The sequence below is a fragment of the Halobacillus sp. ABD4_316 genome (genome assembly GCF_056161385.1).
The window spans coordinates 805,884-823,243 of sequence record NZ_JBSWZA010000001.1 but is presented as its reverse complement, the minus strand read 5'-3'; the positions used below and the strand labels follow the sequence as shown (position 1 = coordinate 823,243).

Below are 17,360 nucleotides of genomic sequence, written 5' to 3'. Positions count from 1 at the left end.
AACGTGTATCCTTTCGCTTGCGTTATACATTACAGGAAAATATAGTGAGAATCAATAGAATTTTCGGAAAAAATACACCGGTATTTAAAAGCGGAAGTTAAGAAGGCAGCGCCGTTTCGACGATAATGGGAAAATGAACGTAGACTTATAGGTGGAGGGGTTCTCTTCATTATGAAACTTTATACAAGGCATTTCGTAGTCCCTTATAGAAGGTTTTGTATGGGGGAGCAGGCGATGTGTTCTGTCTTAACAGGAATGGTTTTTCTGTCTTAGGGGTTGTGGTGGGAAGTGCGTAAAAAATGGAGGTTGGTAGAATGAACGTTTATGTCTATGCTTTAGATACCTTGGCAGACTGGGAACTTGGCTATGTAACCGCTGAGTTGAACTCGGGGCAGTACTTTAAAAGAAGACGGGAAGATGTTTCACTTCAGGTGGCAGGGGCAGGAAAAGAAACAATTACGACAAAAGGAGGGATGAGGATTACACCTGATATAACCACGGATGAGATCCTCCTTTCTCCTTCGACCGTTTTGCTGCTGCCTGGAGCAGATACGTGGAACCGATGTATCCATCAACCCATCATACATAAAGCAGCGAAGCTTCTGGACTGTGGGGCGACGGTTGCTGCCATTTGTGGGGCCACACCGATGCTTGCTGAAGCCGGTTTGTTAAACAATCGTTTCCATACCAGCAACAGTCTTGAATATCTTAAAATGGTCAGTCCGAACTATGATGGGGAGGCTTATTATAAGGACGTAAAGGCCGTAGCGGATCAGAACCTTATAACAGCCAGCTCTGCAGGAGCCCTTTTATTTGCGAATCTTATACTTAAGCACTTGGACGTTTTTTCGGAAAGAACCCTGGAAGCGTGGTATACGTACTTCAACACAGGTGATCCCCGGTACTTTTACATATTGATGGAAACCTTAGAGAAATAGATTCAATAGAAGATGAAAGTGTTGTCTCAAGGTGGGAGAGGAGGAGAGCATGTACAAAGCAATCCATTTTCTATTCATCATTCTTATCTTTATTGTGTATCATGTCGTATCATTCGGAGATACTCCCGCTCCTTTTGGGGTAGGCGTCAAAGAGTTGGGAGATCAGACAACGAGGGTCGAAGAATATAATTGGAGAGGAAGCACCGTTCATCAAACTGTTATAAGCTGGAAGTCGCTGGAGGACAAGCCGGAAGAACTGACGTATCTCTGGGTGAATGAAAAACAATTAAGACAAATGTATGCGGCCTTCCTTTCTTATATCCTGCTATTGTTCTATTTCCCTCTATCTAAACTTATAAGATTGAAATCCAGCATCAAAGAGAGGGATACGAGTCTGAATCCTTTTTGGAAGGGAGTTTTATTTATACTGGGTACAGGCGTCTACACAGCCGTATTGATCACCGGCATTGTGCAATACCAAGAGCTGTTGGATGAAACCACTCGCTTACTAGCTGAACTGGAGCCACTAATGCATCAGGATGAGTGAAGACATTTCAGATTACATCACGAAAAAAAGGGAGCACGATAAAAGTGGCTCCCTTTTCTTTGTTCAATGAGAGGGTCGATCTATACGTTTACTCTGTCACCCTGGTGACCTTGCTGATCTGCATAGGTTCCTCCTGCAGCGGAAGGCCTTTTTCGACACTTCCTACATCACATAGTGGAATGAAACTGGTTGTCCCAGGTACAAGTAGATCATCGATTTCAAGAACATAGTCTTCCAGTCCTCGATACCTGCCGACAAAAATGCCTGCTCCTTCTTCTACGAAGAAAGTGATGCCAATCGTATCTCCGCAGCGGAAACGGCTGGAGATGACATTAGCTAGTCCAGTAACACAGCAGCTGCAGGTGATTACATCCACATCGGGATGACAATCCTTTTTACACGGTTTATGATTCATACCATATACCTCCTCAATATCAAGATAGTTCATTCTATGACAGGATATGAACTATGGTATAGATGAATATCACAGTCGCTGAAAAGATAGAGAAGCAGATGGGTTTTCTATTATTTTTACTAAGGCAGCCGGAATAATACAGACCGAATTATACATGTAGGTAAAGCATTCCCCATTCGATGATGAAACGTAAACCTCGTTCTTTGCTGAAGTTACCCATGGTCGAAGTTCATTTCGTTTTCAATTCGGCTTTTGTTGATGAATCGTATAAGGCCACAACCCCCTCAGAATCCACACCTCCAAAAAATCATCGATTTCGTTCAGGAACAGTGCCTGTCATCAGGTTCAGGAAAGAGGATGATTTCCATAGAGGGGATCGGTTGGGATCTAGGATAGGAGGTATAAGAAAGAAAGACTTTTCAAAGGAAATGATTGAAAAGTCTTTCTTTTTTCATAAGCGTTTAAAACTCTTTTTTCAGCGGGAATCGGGGGAAAAGGTTATTCATGAATTGAAGTTTAAAAACAGCGGGGTGATGGGATAATGAGTCCGGAACAAATAGGTTTTGCGCTATTATACATTGGTGTATTTCTTATCATCGGGAAGATTATCAGAGTAAAAGTGAAAATATTTCAGGATCTTTTTCTGCCGGCATCGATTATCGGCGGCTTTATAGCTTTATTATTAGGTCCGCAGGTGCTTGGGAAAATTGCAGCCCAATTTGTGTCAGAAGGGCATTTCTTAACGAACGGCATTATGACAGATACGATTATCCAGGTTTGGTCAGCCCTTCCAGGGTTAATGATTAACGTAGTTTTTGCTTCTCTCTTCTTGGGAGCGGCTATGCCTAAATTGAAAGACGTCTGGACCTACGGCGGCCCTCAGCTTGCCTTTGGCTGGGCCGTCGGGTGGGGACAGTATGTCATCGGCTTGTTAGTCGTACTGCTGATTTTAACACCCTTTTTCGATATTCCAGCGATGGCCGGTGCTCTTATTGAAGTGGCTTTTGAAGGAGGACACGGTACAGCGGCGGGAATGGCAAGTACATTTGAAGAGCTAGGTTTTTCAGAAGCCTTCGATTTAGCGATCGGCCTGGCCACTGTGGGTGTTTTATCAGGGGTCATCTTTGGTATTATCTTGATTAACTGGGCGGTCCGGAACAACAAGACCGAGGTCATCAAGGATGTTGATGGATTTTCTGAACTGCGGAAGAGTGGCATTATGGAATATCAGAATCGTGAACCTGCCGGGAAAATGACTCTCCGTCCTGAATCCATCGAGCCGTTATCCTTTCACCTCTCCATCATTATGATCGCCATTCTGATTGGCTGGGGTATTTTACAGGGACTGATCGGACTTGAAAGCATCACGATTGCCAATTGGACAGGATCAAGCTTCATGACATATATTCCATTGTTTCCGGTTGCTATGTTCGGCGGCATTATCATTCAGATTTTCTTTAACAAAAATGATAAATACAACTTGATTGATCGGAGAATGGTGAACCGCATCCAGGGGCTGGCTCTGGACTTGTTAATTATCTCAGCCATCGCAACGGTTTCCCTGGAAGTGATCGGGGACTATCTTGTGCCTTTCTTAATTTTGGCTGTGGCCGGGATTTCATGGAACCTCTTCAGCTTTATTTTCCTTGCTCCCAAGATCATTCCAAATTACTGGTTTGAACGAGGGATCGGAGATTTTGGTCAATCCATGGGGGTGACGGCCACGGGCCTTCTATTGATGCGCATCGTCGATCCGGACAACGAGTCCCCGGCATTTGAAGCTTTCGGATATAAGCAGCTCGTTTATGAACCATTTTTAGGAGGTGGCCTCGTCACCGCACTTTCTGTCCCATTCATTGCCGGGGTCGGTCCGTGGGCCGGACTTATTCTCGCTTTATGCATGACGGCCCTGGGTATATTGGTCGGCATTTTCCATTTTGGGAAACAAAAAAATCAAGAGTAGACAAGGAAGCTGCTTAAACGCAGCTTCTTTTTTTCGTCAACAACGTTTGATATGTTCTAAAATAAGGAATCATTTACTAAATTTTGAAACTGGATACCCCTGGTGTTCGTAGAGTCAGGAAAGAAGAAGAGGTGGAGGTTGTTTCATGATCAAAAAGGTTTCCATTGTCTTTGCTGTTCTTTTTTTTACTGCAGGATGCACATCTTCCCAGTCTTCTTTAGACCATGAAGAAAATACCACAACGAAAGATGATGTATCGAAAGTGCTCACGCAGCTGTTCACAGGACCGGGAGAAGAGGTTAAAGAGTTGTATGAAGAAGGCAGTTATGAAAAGGTTCATGCCTATTATACGGAGCAGTTCGCACCCTATTTAACGGAGGATTATATGGATCAGGCGATGAAGACGAATCTGCTTACAAGGTATCACCAACAAGCGTACAGCAGTGAAGTGAAGATGGAAGTGGAAAATAAAGACATCCAGCAAAGCGACGTAGCAACAGATTATATTTTTGATTACCAGGTGAATGTAGATAATGGTGAAACGGCTGATGTTCGTGGGAGAGTAAACACAAATGAAGATGGGGAAATCACTCGGATCTATTTTACGGAGGGCCAGGCATTGAGGCATGCTTTTGATACCGTGGAAAAAACATCGGACGGATTATATGAGTATGACCATTCAAGTCTGGAGACCCGTTCTTCAGATGAATCGTTTCAGCCCCAATTCCCTCAAGTGATGCCTTATGAGGTGCATGGTGTCGAAATAAAAGCTGGAACGAAGGAAGATAAAGATACTCTTTTAGTGTTTATTTTTCATGGTGAGTCGGGAGAATCCATGACATTGACCACGATGAAAGAGGGAGACCTTCCATTGGAGGGCATGGAAACGGAAGAGATTGCTGTTGATGATGGTACAGGAAAGTATGCCGTGGATAACAACACAAAATATTTGAAATGGACGGCAGAAGCTATTACCTATAAACTCGAAAGTCGTCTGGAGCAGTTATCTAAAGATACCCTCGTTTTAGTAGCGGAGTCTTTTGAATAAGTGGAAGCTCATGTCTATTTATGTGGAGGTTAAAGCGTTTTATAACCAAAAGAGTCCGCTGTTCCCTTCCAAGCATTAAAAAGGTGGTGCTGAAAAAATGAACAAGGACATCATGCTATGCCCTGACTGTGGCCGTAAACTCAAAGCGGGATACATATTCTCTCCGCGGAAGATTTGCTGGTCAGAATCGCCTGATTCGATTGTTATGGATTTTGGCAGTGAGGTTCTGGTAGAAAGTGCGCTTCTTAAAGTAAGGAAGATTCCAGCTCATAGGTGTGAAGCCTGTCAAAAGGTGATATTCGGCTATGAGCAGTAGAAATGACGGAGATGAACGGATTTTAAAAAGGCATCCTGAGAAAGAGGTGTAAAGGAAACCGCACGGGATTCTCTAAGGAACCTTGGATCGGCGCAGTCTTTTTCTGACTGCTGGTTGGTCACCTTGATTGATTATCCTTCAAATTCGATAAACCATACGACATCCTTTGTCCCTTCTCCAACAAAATGGTTTAATGAAAGAAAGGAAAGGGTGGGAGAACTGTGAATATTCTCATAAGTGAAGTAATATGGCCGGAGGGCGTGGAGATTCTTGAGAATCAAGGCCACGAAGTAACATACGATAAAGAATGGTATAAGAACAGAAGAGGACTGCTGGAGCATCTTCGGGACGCTGATGCGTTGATTGTACGGAACCAGACCCAGGTGGATGAGGAGCTGTTGAGCTGTGCACCAATTCTTAAGGTCATCGGCCGGCTGGGCGTAGGTTTGGATAATATTGAACGGAACGAAGCGGAAAACCGGGGGATTTCTGTCATCTCAGCTAAAAACGCGAATGCCGTGTCTGTGGCGGAGTATGTGATGCAGGCGGTTCTCAGCGCCGGCCGCCCTCTGCATGAAGCCCATAAGAGTGTGACTGAAGGCAAGTGGGAAAGAAAGGTACATACCGGATTTGAAATAAGTGGAAAAACGCTCGGGTTCATTGGTCTGGGGGAGATTTCTCACAGGACAGCAAAACGGGCAAAGGCTTTCGGTATGAATGTGATCGGCTATGATCCTTTTCGTACTGAATATGATTATATGATTGACGAAACGGGCGTTGTGAAAAAAGAATGGGAAGACGTACTGAGGACGTCCGATTTTCTTTCCATTCACGTGCCATTCAATGCGGCTACGAAAAACCTTGTGGACAGAGAAGCCTTACGGATGATGAAACCTTCTGCCTGGGTCATCAATACCGCAAGGGGCGGCATTGTCGATGAGACTGCTCTGGCTGACACCTTACATGAAGGGCGTTTGGCAGGTGCTTTTCTCGATGTGCTGGAAAATGAACCTGTCCAACCTGAAAACCCTATCCTCCATGCACCGGGCGTCAGGCTGACCCCTCACATCGCCGGTTTAACAGAGGAATCGCAGAAGAGGATTTCTGTTATGATTGCGGCGGAAGTGAATCAGGAACTTCAAGGCATCCCTTCTTTGTGCCGTGTATAGTTTTTAAGCTGTATTGACCACTTCTCTATCCTTCTGCTATAGTTTTACTAGTTATGAAGGGGAGTAGCTTTAACAGTAAAGTCATCATGACAGAGTTTCCGCTCTCGGCTTTACTGGCGGCATACATGCTGCTGGCAGGACCTTTACCAATCAGGGTAAGGGTCTTTTTGTGTGCTTCTGTAAACGATACAGAAGCCTTCATCAGGAAGGGGAATAAAACATGGAATCTATTTGGATTGAATACGGGTGGACCCTGTTAATTTTAATCGGTCTTGAAGGTTTGTTATCTGCGGATAATGCTCTTGTTCTCGCCGTGATAGCTAAACATCTGCCGGAGGACCAGAAGAAACGGGCGATCAATTATGGAATTATCGGTGCTTTTGTTTTCCGTTTCAGTGCTTTATTTGCTATATCGTTCATCGCCAGTGTATGGCAGGTGCAGGCTCTTGGTGCCGCCTACCTGATCTACCTTGGTTTGAAAAATATATTATCGAGGGAGAGTGACGATGAAGAAACAGCACAGGAAGGAAAAGGAAAGGGATTCTGGCCGACGGTTGTGAAAATCGGGTTTGCCGATTTGGTTTTCGCTATCGACTCCATCCTTGCTGCTGTGGCGCTGGCTCTTGCGCTTCCGGATTCACCGCTGCCAGTAATCGGAGGCATGGACGGTGGTCAATTCATCGTGGTTATAACAGCAGGTATTGCCGGTTTGGTCTTGATTAAATTCGCTGCTTCCTGGTTCGTGAAGCTTTTAGAAACACGTCCAAGTTTGGAGACGACGGCTTATCTAATTGTTGCCTGGGTCGGGGTGAAACTTGCTGTCATAACGTTATCCCATAAGGATGTCGGTATACTGGATGAACATTTCGCTCATGGTCTTGTGTGGACGGTGATCTTCTGGACCCTTTTACTTGGTATCGCTGTCGGTGGCTGGTTCCTGTCTGGTCGTCACCTGAACAGAGCCTACGAAAAAAATGCTTCTTAATGAAAATGGATCCCATAGAAGGGGTCCATTTTTTTGCATTATCGGACAATTCTTACTTGTTATAAACCTATTGCGGCCCTTTTTTTCAACTGGTATCATTTATCCTTTAGTTCGAAACGGCAGTACATGAAACAGTGGATGAAAAGGAAGAGGGGTTTCAACATGATAAATATCTTATGGGGGTTAGGCGGAGTGAGTGTCGTCTTCATTCTGGCCCTGCTATTTTCAACAAAAAGAAAAGCGATTCGCTGGAGAACCGTTGGCGCAGGTCTTCTGCTACAGGTTTCTTTTGCCTTCCTGGTTTTCGCAACCAGTGGAGGGCAGAAACTACTCGGAGCCATGTCTTCCGGAGTAAGTAAGCTGATCGGATACACAGAGGAAGGAATCGGTTTCCTTTATGGACCGCTGATCAATCAGGAAGGGATGGGCATGCTGTTCGCCTTTCAAGTCCTGCCGACAATTATATTCTTCAGTTCCTTGATTGCTGTATTGTATCACCTTGGTATTATGCAGATCGTCATAAAGCTGATCGGAGGATTCCTGTCTAAAGTTCTCGGCACGACGAAGGTGGAAAGCATCAATGCTGCAGGGAACATTTTTGTCGGACAGACAGAGGCGCCGTTATTGATCCGTCCATTTATATCCAAAATTTCCAAATCGGAATTGTTTGCTGTGATGACTGGTGGATTCACCTCTATAGCCGGGTCAACGCTTGTAGGATATACACTTCTCGGCATTAACGTAGAGTATCTGCTGGCCGCTTCTTTTATGGCTGCACCGGCGGCCCTTGTGATGGCTAAATTGTTTCTTCCAGAGACTGAGCCGCGTTCGGAAGAGTTCTCTGATATCAATCCGGAAGACAGCGATACGTCGAACGTATTCGATGCTGTGGCAAACGGAGCGGTGACCGGTTTACGGCTGGCCTTGAATATCGGAGCGATCCTGCTGTCTTTCATCGCCCTTCTGGCCCTGTTGAACGGGATGGTCAGCTGGATCGGTGGTTTGTTCGGCTTTACGATTACCATTCAGCAGCTGCTTGGATATGTGCTGGCTCCTCTGGCATTCGTGATTGGTGTCCCTTGGGAAGAGGCTGTTAGAGCAGCTGGATTTATTGGGGAGAAAATCATGGCCAATGAATTTGTTGCGTTTTCCAGTCTTGGTGAAGCTAAAAGCGAATTAAGTGCGAAGGCAGAGATTGTGACGACCTTTGCATTAACAGGTTTTGGCAGCCTGTCTGGTATCGGCGTACAGATCGGCGCCCTTGGCGGCCTTGCTCCTGACAGGAGGAAAGACGTAGCCAACCTGGGTCTTAAAGCTGTCGCTGCCGCAACACTGGCCAATTTCCTTTCTGCCAGTATTGCTGGAATGTTTCTGTTATAAGACGAAAGCACCTGAGATGCTCAGGTGTTTTTTTGTGTGCTCTGTTCGAACATCCGTACGTTTATCTTTTTATGGAAAAGGCAAAGGAGGAAGGACTACAGATTACAATTGGAGGAGTATTCGTGAAGAGAAGTCTTTTAATTATTCTGGCTGCTATAGATATTCTATACATGCTTACCATCATTTTCAGATATGATTTCACCTTTGAAGGGGTGATTAATCTATTGTTCGGCTTTGCCTTCGCTGCAGGCATCGTTGTTTCTGCTCTCTTCATATTTCAGGCCCAGTATAAAAAAGGGTTTCATCCCATATTATCTATATTCGTACTGGCTATGAGTGCCGCTTCCTTAGCATGGCTCGCCTTTTTCAACTTTCTAGCAGACTTAATATCCTGAAGCATACCCGGGGGCACTCCCCGGGTATTTGGCATGGTACGATTGTTATCGTAAACTTTTCTGCCGGAAAAGATAAAACCTGCCCTCCCGGGTAGACTGGATGTACAAAGAGTTCTGCTTCATAAAATTGCAGAATACTTGGAATGATTTAAAAATCAGGGTTCTTTTCGCTATAATAGAACCATAGACAAGAGAGGGTGTTGGTATGAATCCATTGGAAACACGAATGAAATTTCGAAGTCAGGAGTTGACTGGAACAACTTCCGGCTTGTGTGAACAGTATATACAAACCAATCTGGTAACGCTCCCGAAAGCCTACGCTTTCGATTTTCTTTTATTCTGTATGAGAAACCCAAAACCATGTCCGGTTGTGGAAGTTATGGAAGCGGGGGTGACGAATCCGGCTTCCGCAGATGCGGATATCCGCACCGATCTCCCGCGCTATCGGATTTATAGAAACGGCTTCTTTTCAGAGGAAGTCCTGGATTTGAACGAAGTCTGGCAGGATGACTTTGTTACTTTTCTCATTGGATGTTCCTTTACCTTTGAACAGGCCCTTCTTGACGGGGGGATTCCTTTGCTCCATCAAGACCAGAACAAAGTCGTCCCAATGTTTGATACGAATATTCCCCTTAAAGAAGCAGGCATCTTCAAAGGAAATATGGTTGTAAGTATGCGTGCCGTTCCGAATCATTTAGTCGATCAGGCTTTGGAAATCTCCCAGCAATTTGAATCTTCCCATGGTGAGCCTGTTCATATCGGTTCTCCGGAGCAGATCGGAATCGACGACATTCAACAACCGGATTATGGTGAAGCTGTTACCTTCGACAGGGATGAAATGACACCGGTATTCTGGGCATGCGGCGTAACTCCGCAGAATGCCGCCCTTCAGGCACAGCCTTCGATTATGATAACCCATGCGCCCGGACACATGCTTATTACAGACGAAAAAGATCCAAATTATTCCTGATGTGGGAAGGGGAGGTGTGTACCATGGGAAGGAAAGTGATTCTCGACTGTGACCCCGGCCATGATGATGCCATATCAATTATTTTAGCAGCTTCTCAAATAAGTCCGCTTCAAATCGAAGCGATAACGACCGTGGCCGGAAATGTAGAAGTGGAGAAATGTACATCCAATGCTTTACATGTTTGTGGAATGATAGGACTGGACGTTCCAGTGGCTGAGGGAGCGGCAAAACCTTTAACAGGCGGTCCGGTGACAGCAGGAGATTTTCATGGGAAATCGGGGCTTGACGGTCCCGAACTTCCAACCGTTCCGACAAAAGAGCCGGTTGAACAGCATGCGGTGGACTTGATTATTGAAAAAGCTCTTCAATCAGAACAGAAAATCACGCTCGTCCCGACAGGTCCTTTGACAAATATTGCCTCAGCTCTCATCAAGGAGCCCGGGATTAAGAACAATATTGAGGAAATCGTCTTGATGGGCGGGGGAACGTTCGGGAACTGGACGCCAGCGGCCGAATTTAATATATGGGTGGATGCAGAAGCGGCTGAGCACGTATTCAAAAGCGGCATTCCGATTACGATGTTTGGTCTTGATGTGACACATCAAGCACTCGCCGACCGGGATATTATGGACAGGGTTGCAGCTGTCGATCACCCCGCTGCCCAATTTGTTTTTGAGCTTCTGGAATTCTTTTCGAAAACGTATAAAGATGTCTTTAACTTTGAAGCCGGACCCATTCATGACGCGTGTACAGCTATGTACCTTATAGAACCAGACATCTTCGAATGCAGGCATGTGCATGTGGACGTGGAGACAAGAGGAGAATATACTACGGGTATGACAAGTGTCGATCTCCTTGGTGTAACGAAAAAAGAACCGAATGTCCATTTTGCTGTTCATTTGGACAAGGAAAAGTTCTGGAATGTTTTTGAAAAAGCTTTGCGCTCCTACATCGACTAACCGCTATATTTTTATAAGTGAATTGAATATTCTGATAAATAACCTTATCCTTGAGATAAGGTTATTTTTTGGCCTTAACATACTGACTGGTAGGTATAATAAAGGAGGAGGAGTCCATGCAGTACGTTGAAACGGTAACAGGACCGATCAAGGCGGACAAGCTTGGCAAAACGTTGATTCATGAACACTTTTTCTTTGGGTATCCTGGTTTCCAAGGGGACCTGACCCTTGGAGGATTTGATTTTGAAGAGAAAAAACAACAGGGCCTTAAAGTGGCCGAATTGATGCAGACGCAGGGGGTTGAAACGGTCGTCGATCCTACTCCGAATGAATGCGGACGTCATGTAGAACTGCTCAGAGCCGTTTCTGAAGCGAGCGGCCTGAACATTATTTGTGCCACCGGTTATTACTATGAAGGGGAAGGGGCCACCCCTTACTTCAAGTTCCGTCAGCAGCTTGGAACAGCTGAAGAGGAAATCTATCAATTATTCAAAGCAGAAATAACCGGAGGGATAGAAGGAACCGGTATTAAACCGGGCATCATCAAGCTGGCTTCGAGCAAAGGGGAAATTACTGAGTATGAGCGCATGTTTTTCCGGGCAGCGGTACGAGTGCAGAAAGAAACAGGAATCGTTCTTTTAACCCATACACAGGAGGGAACCATGGGGCCGGAACAGGCAGCTTTCCTAATGGAAGAAGGAGCTGATCCTAAAAAGGTTGTGATCGGCCACATGTGTGGAACGACAGATATTACGGAACATCTGCAGGTGCTGAAGCACGGAGTCTATCTTGCGATGGATCGCTGGGGCCTTCAGGGAATAGTCGGCGCCCCTTCGGATGAGCAGCGGACAATTGTTTTAAAGGCTCTTCTTGGATCAGGGTATGAAGACCAGCTGTTTCTTTCCCATGATACGGTCAACGTCTGGTGGGGCCGGGACCCGGTTATGCCTGACGCCCTGAAGGAACTCCTGAAAAACTGGAAGCCGGACTATTTATTCCAGCATATTCTTCCTGGTCTACTGGAGGAGGGAGCCGTAACCAGCGGGCAGCTGGAGCAGATCTTTTCCAGAAATCCCGCCAGGCTTTTTGGACAAACTTATGAACCTCAGCCGGAACAAAGGCAGTCACAGGCAGAATGGATGTAAAAGAAGGAAGGATTATGGACCTGACACAGTCAGGTCTTTTATTTATTTGGCTCTGTTATTGCTTGGTGTTGTTATTTAACATGTGAGCTCAGATCACCCCTTTCTGTCATGGGATTGTAGGAGGCGGCCTTGGGAATGACTCCCTTTCCACGGGGTACCGTGAGCCTCCTCAAACTTCGTTTCCCGCGGAAAGCGGACGGTTTTCCCTGCCATCCCATGCTCTGAGTAAACAACGGACCGGAACCTGATTCCAGACGGAAACGATTTAGTAATCGTTTGAAATATCAACCACAGACTTTAACAGAGCTATTTATTTAATGAAGGGACCGCTTTCGTAAAGCTGTTTTCAATCAAAAGCAGTGAATCATACAGAAAAACATAGACTTTTCAAAGGAACAGGGATAAAATCGAAGTTTAACAAACAGGTGATTGAGGGATATATAGCAGGGATTATTTACAGATAGAGAGAAAGAGGAAGGTGTTTGAACAATGTTACAAAACCCAACAGGGAAAGAAAGAATCGGATTAGCGTTTCTGCTTGGAATGCTCGGGATTCTGGGTCCGCTGAATATTGATATGTATCTGCCGAGTTTTCCGGCTATCGCGTCTGATCTAAATACAAGTGCTTCATTGGTGCAGCTCAGCCTGACCGCCTGTCTTATAGGTCTGGCTGTTGGACAGATCGTCGTAGGTCCAATCAGTGATGCGCGGGGCAGAAAAAAGCCATTAACCATTTTTCTGGCTTTATTCTCTGTTGCTTCACTTTTGAGTGCACTGGCACCGAACATTACTATTCTTGTTATAGCAAGGTTTCTGCAGGGTTTTACTGCTTCGGCAGGAATCGTTCTCTCACGTGCGGTTGTGCGTGATGTGTTTACAGGACGCGAATTGACGAAGTTTTTTGCATTATTGATGGTTATTAATGCGACCGCTCCAATGATTGCTCCGATGACAGGAGGGGCGATTCTGCTGCTGCCATTTTCAACATGGGAAACGATTTTCTTTTTCTTAAGTATTGTCGGAGCGGCTATCGTTTTGACGGTCATTGGGAAAATGCCGGAAACTCTTCCAAAGGAGAAAAGGATTCCAAGCTCTGTCAAAGAATCTATTTTGACGATTGGACGCCTGCTTAAAGATCGTTCCTTCATTGGGTATGCGTTGACCATCGGCTTTGTCCATGGGGGAAGCTTCGCTTATGTATCCGGAACACCGTTCGTTTATCAAGGCATTTATAACGTATCTCCCCAAGTCTTCAGTATCTTGTTCGGAATGAATGGACTTGCCATCATCACAGGGAGCTTTTTGATCGGTCGTCTCGGAGGAATCATCCATGAGCGCAGCCTGCTGCGTACGGCTGTTCTGACAGCTGTAACCGCCACAGGGTTTCTACTGGTAATGACTTGGATAGAAGGGCCTTTGTATTCCATCGTTACTCCTATTTTCATTTATATGACAGCGATGGGAATGGTGCTGACGAGTACATTCACTCTTGCCATGGAACATCAGGGCCACCGCGCGGGAAGCGCCAGTGCAGTTCTCGGTATGCTTCCGCTGTTGTTTGGAGCCGTGGTTTCACCGCTGGTCGGTTTGGATGAAACGTCTGCTGTACCTATGGGACTGATTTTATTCAGCACATCCTTTATAGGAGCGGTACTCTTCTTTACACTCACCAGTAAAAATCAGCATGCGTCTGCTTAAACGGCGAACCACCTCTTGGATGAGTTTTCTTAATCACCATATGATGAATGCTGGTATGGAAAGAAAGCTTTGGGGAACAATAAGTGTCGGATCTTTGTCCACTTCACGAGCGGATGATTTCTCTACTGACATGAGTTTTTGTAAAATGAAAAGGCAGTAAGTCACCAGCCTGACCGGGCTGTAAAAAAAGGAGAATAACTATGATAACGATTCATGCATTTCTAACAGCGAAAGAAGGACGGGAGGAGGAACTGTTCAATGAATTGAAAAAAGTGATCGAGCCTTCCCGTAACGAAGCGGGTTGTGTCGATTACGTCCTTCACCGTTCTCTTGATGATGCTTCTGTATTCGCTTTTTATGAAACATGGAAGGACCAGGAGGCGCTGCAGATGCATATCGATTCTGACCATTATCAGGCCTATCGTGAAGCGACCAAAGACCTGACCTCCTCACGTGAAGTTCATAAATTAGAAAAAGTTCAGTGAAACCGCCGTCTCCCGGCGGTTTTTTTATGGGCGGTTTTCTCCATAAGTGTAGAAGGAAAAAGAGAGATCAACAAAAAACGGTCAAGGTTACAGCAATGATACAGGCGGGATCATCGTCATCTGCTGTGAATAATCTAATCGATTCTACCTATCAAATAATTCAACGGCTTATGTTAAGATATAGGAAGTTTTCTATCAGGTAGGAAACTGAATCTACTACATAGGAAGTGACTGCATGAGAAAGATTACAGTGATACTATTTGTGTTGATTCTGGGAGTTATCGCAGCCGCATGCTCAGAAGAATCGTCTTCGAATCAACAGGACAATAAAACAGAAACGGAAGAAGAAACGAAGGAAAACGAAGGGACAGAATCGGCTTCATCAGATACTCAGCACACGGAACAACCATTTAAAGCCGTAGAGCCGGATGATTCAGCAGCTCCTTTAAAAGAAGGATTAACCGAAGAAGAATTAAACAACATGCCGTCTGCAGAGGCGCATGGGGGTGACCGGACCCGGATGGTGCCGGTGGGAGAAACACTTGTGAAAGGGGCTGAAGATGAAAGTTCAGGCCCTTTGAAGGATCATAGAATCGTTGCTTATTATGGGCACCCGGATTCTGAAAATATGGGGATCCTTGGGGAAATGGAACCCGACGCACTCATGGAAAAACTAAAGGAACAGACACAAGCCTATTCCAACGCTGATCCTGAACGACCGGCTGTTCCGATGATTGAGTTGATCAGTACGGTCGCGCAGCGCACGCCTGGTCCGGAAGGTAAATATTATCACCGCACCTCGCCTGAAGATATCGACCGTTACGCGGAACTCGCTGAGGAGAATGATGCTTTGTTGATGCTTGATGTTCAGCTGGGGACCGATTCTGTGATGAATCAGGTCAAGCTGTTGGAAAAATGGTTGAAACTCCCGCATGTCCATCTTGCCATCGATACGGAATTTCACGTGGCTGAAGGCGAAACGCCGGGAGTGAATCTAGGTCAGGTAGATGGAGCAGAAGTACAGCAGGCAGTGGATTATTTATCAACGATGGTGGAGGAAAACGACCTGCCGGATAAAATGATTCTCGTCCACCAATTCATGGATGAAGCGCTGACAAACAAGGAAGCCATCACACCGACAGATAACGTTGAAGTTGTCCTCAACTATGATGGGTGGGGGGATTCAGCGACTAAAATGTCTCTTTACCGCAAATTCGTCCGTAATGAAGCTGTCCAGTACGGAGGATTTAAAATCTTTTACAAAAAGGACGAACCGGTGATGAGTGCCGAAGATGTGCTGAGGCTGGATCCAAACCCTGCGGTTATTAATTACCAATAAATGATATGTAATAGACGGAGGAGGGATATGTCATCAGTCTTATAGTTGTTGTAGTCATTATTATATCGCTCTGGTCCATCACGAATACGATAGAAAAGAACACACGGAAAATCACCACTAAGATGGACGAGCAGAACAAATATTTAAAGCATATCCACGAGGCTGTGGAAAAAGGAAAACAATAGCGGTTCTTTTTTCAAGAGATGCAGAAATGCATCTCTTGTTTTCGTTTCATTTCAAATCCTTCCTCCAATAGATGGGTGCATGGACTGGGAATCATTTAAAGATGTAGGACAACAGAGGGAATTTATTTTTATGCGTACAGTAGGGTGAAAAGATTGGTTCTTCTATGAAAAGCGAACTATAGGAAAGGAAGAGGCTGAGAAGAAACGGTGCCATACGTTAACGCTGTGTAAATGGGCATTTATGGAATTTCAGAAAGCGTCGCATCCGGTGATGTGTACGAGATAGATGTAGAAACAGATGAAGATATTCCAAATACAGAACGATAACGGACAACGGTTTTTCATTACAACCGTCAACCCTGTCATCCAAGAGCATGGGAGGGCAGGTTTTTAATGTTTACTCGTGCTAAGGTAAAAGAGAAGGAAAGGAGAGGAGAGATGTGAAGGGCATTGAAACAATGCAGAAAGCACTTCAATATTTAGAAAGCCATTTGAAAGAGGATTTTTCGATGAAGGAAGCGGCCAGGGAGGCCTGTCTTTCTCCGTTTTAATTCCAAAGAACTTTTCATCTTTTAACAGGTACAACGGTAATGGAATACATCAGAAGAAGAAGGTTGACACTTGCAGCCCTGGAGTTGAAGCAGGGGAACACCAGAGTCATAGATGCTGCGTATCGATATGGCTATGAATCCCCGGAATTTTTTGCACGGGCCTTCCGAAAACAGCATGGATGCCCGCCGAGAGAGATAAGGCTTCCTGAAAGGAAGGTGACTGTTTTTTATCCCCTCGTCATTCAAGTAACTATCAAAGGAGCTGAGCCGATGAAGTTTCATATTGAGGAAAAGGAAGGGTTTAAGGCTGTTGGAGTGAAAAGGGAAATATCCTGTCTGCACGGGGAAAACCTAAAGAAAATCCCTGAGATGTGGGTGGAATTAAATACGGATGGCACGGTTGAGGAAATCGCAGCAGTGAATAACGGACCGGTCAGAGGGATTTTGGGGATCTGTGAAGATCGGTCGGATGAAAAAGAAGGTGTCATTGATTACTCGATTGCTGCAGCCAGTGTGAACGAAGTTCCTGCCTCTATGACCTCCATCTCCATTCCAAAAGCTGTCTGGGCTGTATTTGAAGTGAAGGGTCCAATGCCTCAGGCGATGCAGGAGAAGTGGGAACAAATTTATTCCGAATGGTTTCCTTCAAGCAGCTACACACAGTCCCCCGGTCCTGAACTCGAAGTCTATCCTGAAGGAGATCCTTATAGGAACGATTACTTTTCTGAGATTTGGATCCCCGTGCAGAAGTGATGGTTGTAAGCACAATTCATTCCCGAATTGTGCTTTTTTTTGTTGGGAAAAGGATTTTTCTGTTCCCAGGGAGAAGTAAAGGGTAAGGGTAAAGGAAGAGTATGGATATTGAGAGGAGC

General features: G+C 45.3%; 18 protein-coding genes and 1 pseudogene. 18 read left to right on the top strand and 1 reads right to left on the bottom strand.

All coding sequences use genetic code 11. The features are described from left to right. The first annotated feature begins 314 nt into the window (after nt 1-314). Complete coding sequence (locus ACXAJH_RS04470) at nt 315-938, top strand: DJ-1/PfpI family protein (RefSeq protein WP_474993187.1); 624 nt, start codon at nt 315-317, stop codon at nt 936-938. A gap of 49 nt (nt 939-987) precedes the next feature. Beyond that, entirely contained in the window at nt 988-1,485 is a 498-nt protein-coding gene (locus ACXAJH_RS04465) for a hypothetical protein (protein ID WP_474993185.1), read from the top strand. 88 nt (nt 1,486-1,573) lie between these two features. On the opposite strand, the gene ACXAJH_RS04460 is transcribed toward ACXAJH_RS04465, so the two are convergent. Then, nucleotides 1,574-1,900, bottom strand: a complete 327-nt coding sequence (locus tag ACXAJH_RS04460) for a hypothetical protein (RefSeq protein ID WP_474992229.1) — start codon at nt 1,898-1,900, stop codon at nt 1,574-1,576. Between the two features lie 179 nt (nt 1,901-2,079). Here ACXAJH_RS04460 and ACXAJH_RS04455 point away from each other — a divergent pair, with 179 nt between their 5' ends. The 16 genes and pseudogenes from ACXAJH_RS04455 to ACXAJH_RS04380 all read left to right on the top strand — a co-directional run bounded on the left by ACXAJH_RS04455 (nt 2,080) and on the right by ACXAJH_RS04380 (nt 17,241). After that, complete coding sequence (locus ACXAJH_RS04455; protein WP_474993184.1) at nt 2,080-2,442, top strand: hypothetical protein; 363 nt, start codon at nt 2,080-2,082, stop codon at nt 2,440-2,442. Continuing rightward, nucleotides 2,442-3,863, top strand: coding sequence for a sodium/glutamate symporter (locus ACXAJH_RS04450; RefSeq protein WP_474968861.1), 1,422 nt, complete (start codon nt 2,442-2,444; stop codon nt 3,861-3,863). The genes ACXAJH_RS04455 and ACXAJH_RS04450 overlap by 1 nt, the downstream gene beginning before the upstream one ends. Nucleotides 3,864-4,008: 145 nt before the next feature. Next, nucleotides 4,009-4,911: a DUF4367 domain-containing protein gene (locus tag ACXAJH_RS04445; protein ID WP_474993183.1), complete on the top strand. Its 903-nt coding sequence runs from the start codon at nt 4,009-4,011 to the stop codon at nt 4,909-4,911. Between the two features lie 97 nt (nt 4,912-5,008). Further along, nucleotides 5,009-5,227: a PF20097 family protein gene (locus ACXAJH_RS04440; protein WP_474992222.1), complete on the top strand. Its 219-nt coding sequence runs from the start codon at nt 5,009-5,011 to the stop codon at nt 5,225-5,227. Nucleotides 5,228-5,448: 221 nt separating this feature from the next. Then, the gene (locus ACXAJH_RS04435; RefSeq protein ID WP_474993181.1) at nt 5,449-6,396 is read left to right on the top strand and encodes a hydroxyacid dehydrogenase; all 948 of its coding nucleotides are present in this window, start codon (nt 5,449-5,451) and stop codon (nt 6,394-6,396) included. A gap of 220 nt (nt 6,397-6,616) precedes the next feature. Then, nucleotides 6,617-7,381 carry a TerC family protein gene (locus tag ACXAJH_RS04430; protein WP_474968856.1) on the top strand — a complete coding sequence of 255 codons (765 nt, stop codon included), beginning with the start codon at nt 6,617-6,619 and terminating at the stop codon, nt 7,379-7,381. A 165-nt stretch (nt 7,382-7,546) separates the two neighbouring features. Further along, on the top strand, nt 7,547-8,761 hold the full coding sequence (locus tag ACXAJH_RS04425) for a NupC/NupG family nucleoside CNT transporter (protein ID WP_474993469.1): 1,215 nt from the start codon (nt 7,547-7,549) through the stop codon (nt 8,759-8,761). 122 nt (nt 8,762-8,883) lie between these two features. After that, complete coding sequence (locus ACXAJH_RS04420) at nt 8,884-9,156, top strand: hypothetical protein (protein WP_474993180.1); 273 nt, start codon at nt 8,884-8,886, stop codon at nt 9,154-9,156. 205 nt (nt 9,157-9,361) lie between these two features. Next, on the top strand, nt 9,362-10,126 hold the full coding sequence (locus tag ACXAJH_RS04415; protein ID WP_474992215.1) for a putative hydro-lyase: 765 nt from the start codon (nt 9,362-9,364) through the stop codon (nt 10,124-10,126). A gap of 23 nt (nt 10,127-10,149) precedes the next feature. Next, complete coding sequence (locus tag ACXAJH_RS04410; RefSeq protein ID WP_474992213.1) at nt 10,150-11,085, top strand: nucleoside hydrolase; 936 nt, start codon at nt 10,150-10,152, stop codon at nt 11,083-11,085. Between the two features lie 116 nt (nt 11,086-11,201). Continuing rightward, complete coding sequence (locus ACXAJH_RS04405; protein ID WP_474993178.1) at nt 11,202-12,230, top strand: phosphotriesterase family protein; 1,029 nt, start codon at nt 11,202-11,204, stop codon at nt 12,228-12,230. Nucleotides 12,231-12,719: 489 nt separating this feature from the next. After that, nucleotides 12,720-13,928: a Bcr/CflA family efflux MFS transporter gene (locus tag ACXAJH_RS04400; protein WP_474993176.1), complete on the top strand. Its 1,209-nt coding sequence runs from the start codon at nt 12,720-12,722 to the stop codon at nt 13,926-13,928. A gap of 200 nt (nt 13,929-14,128) precedes the next feature. Continuing rightward, nucleotides 14,129-14,413: a putative quinol monooxygenase gene (locus ACXAJH_RS04395; protein WP_474968850.1), complete on the top strand. Its 285-nt coding sequence runs from the start codon at nt 14,129-14,131 to the stop codon at nt 14,411-14,413. Nucleotides 14,414-14,648: 235 nt separating this feature from the next. After that, a complete protein-coding gene (locus ACXAJH_RS04390) occupies nt 14,649-15,752 on the top strand; it encodes a hypothetical protein (RefSeq protein WP_474993175.1) in 1,104 nt (367 codons plus the stop codon). Between the two features lie 748 nt (nt 15,753-16,500). Then, nucleotides 16,501-16,677, top strand: a pseudogene (locus ACXAJH_RS04385) (helix-turn-helix transcriptional regulator); the annotation flags it as partial. Nucleotides 16,678-16,758: 81 nt separating this feature from the next. Further along, the gene (locus tag ACXAJH_RS04380; protein WP_474970409.1) at nt 16,759-17,241 is read left to right on the top strand and encodes a GyrI-like domain-containing protein; all 483 of its coding nucleotides are present in this window, start codon (nt 16,759-16,761) and stop codon (nt 17,239-17,241) included. The last annotated feature ends 119 nt before the right edge of the window (nt 17,242-17,360 follow it).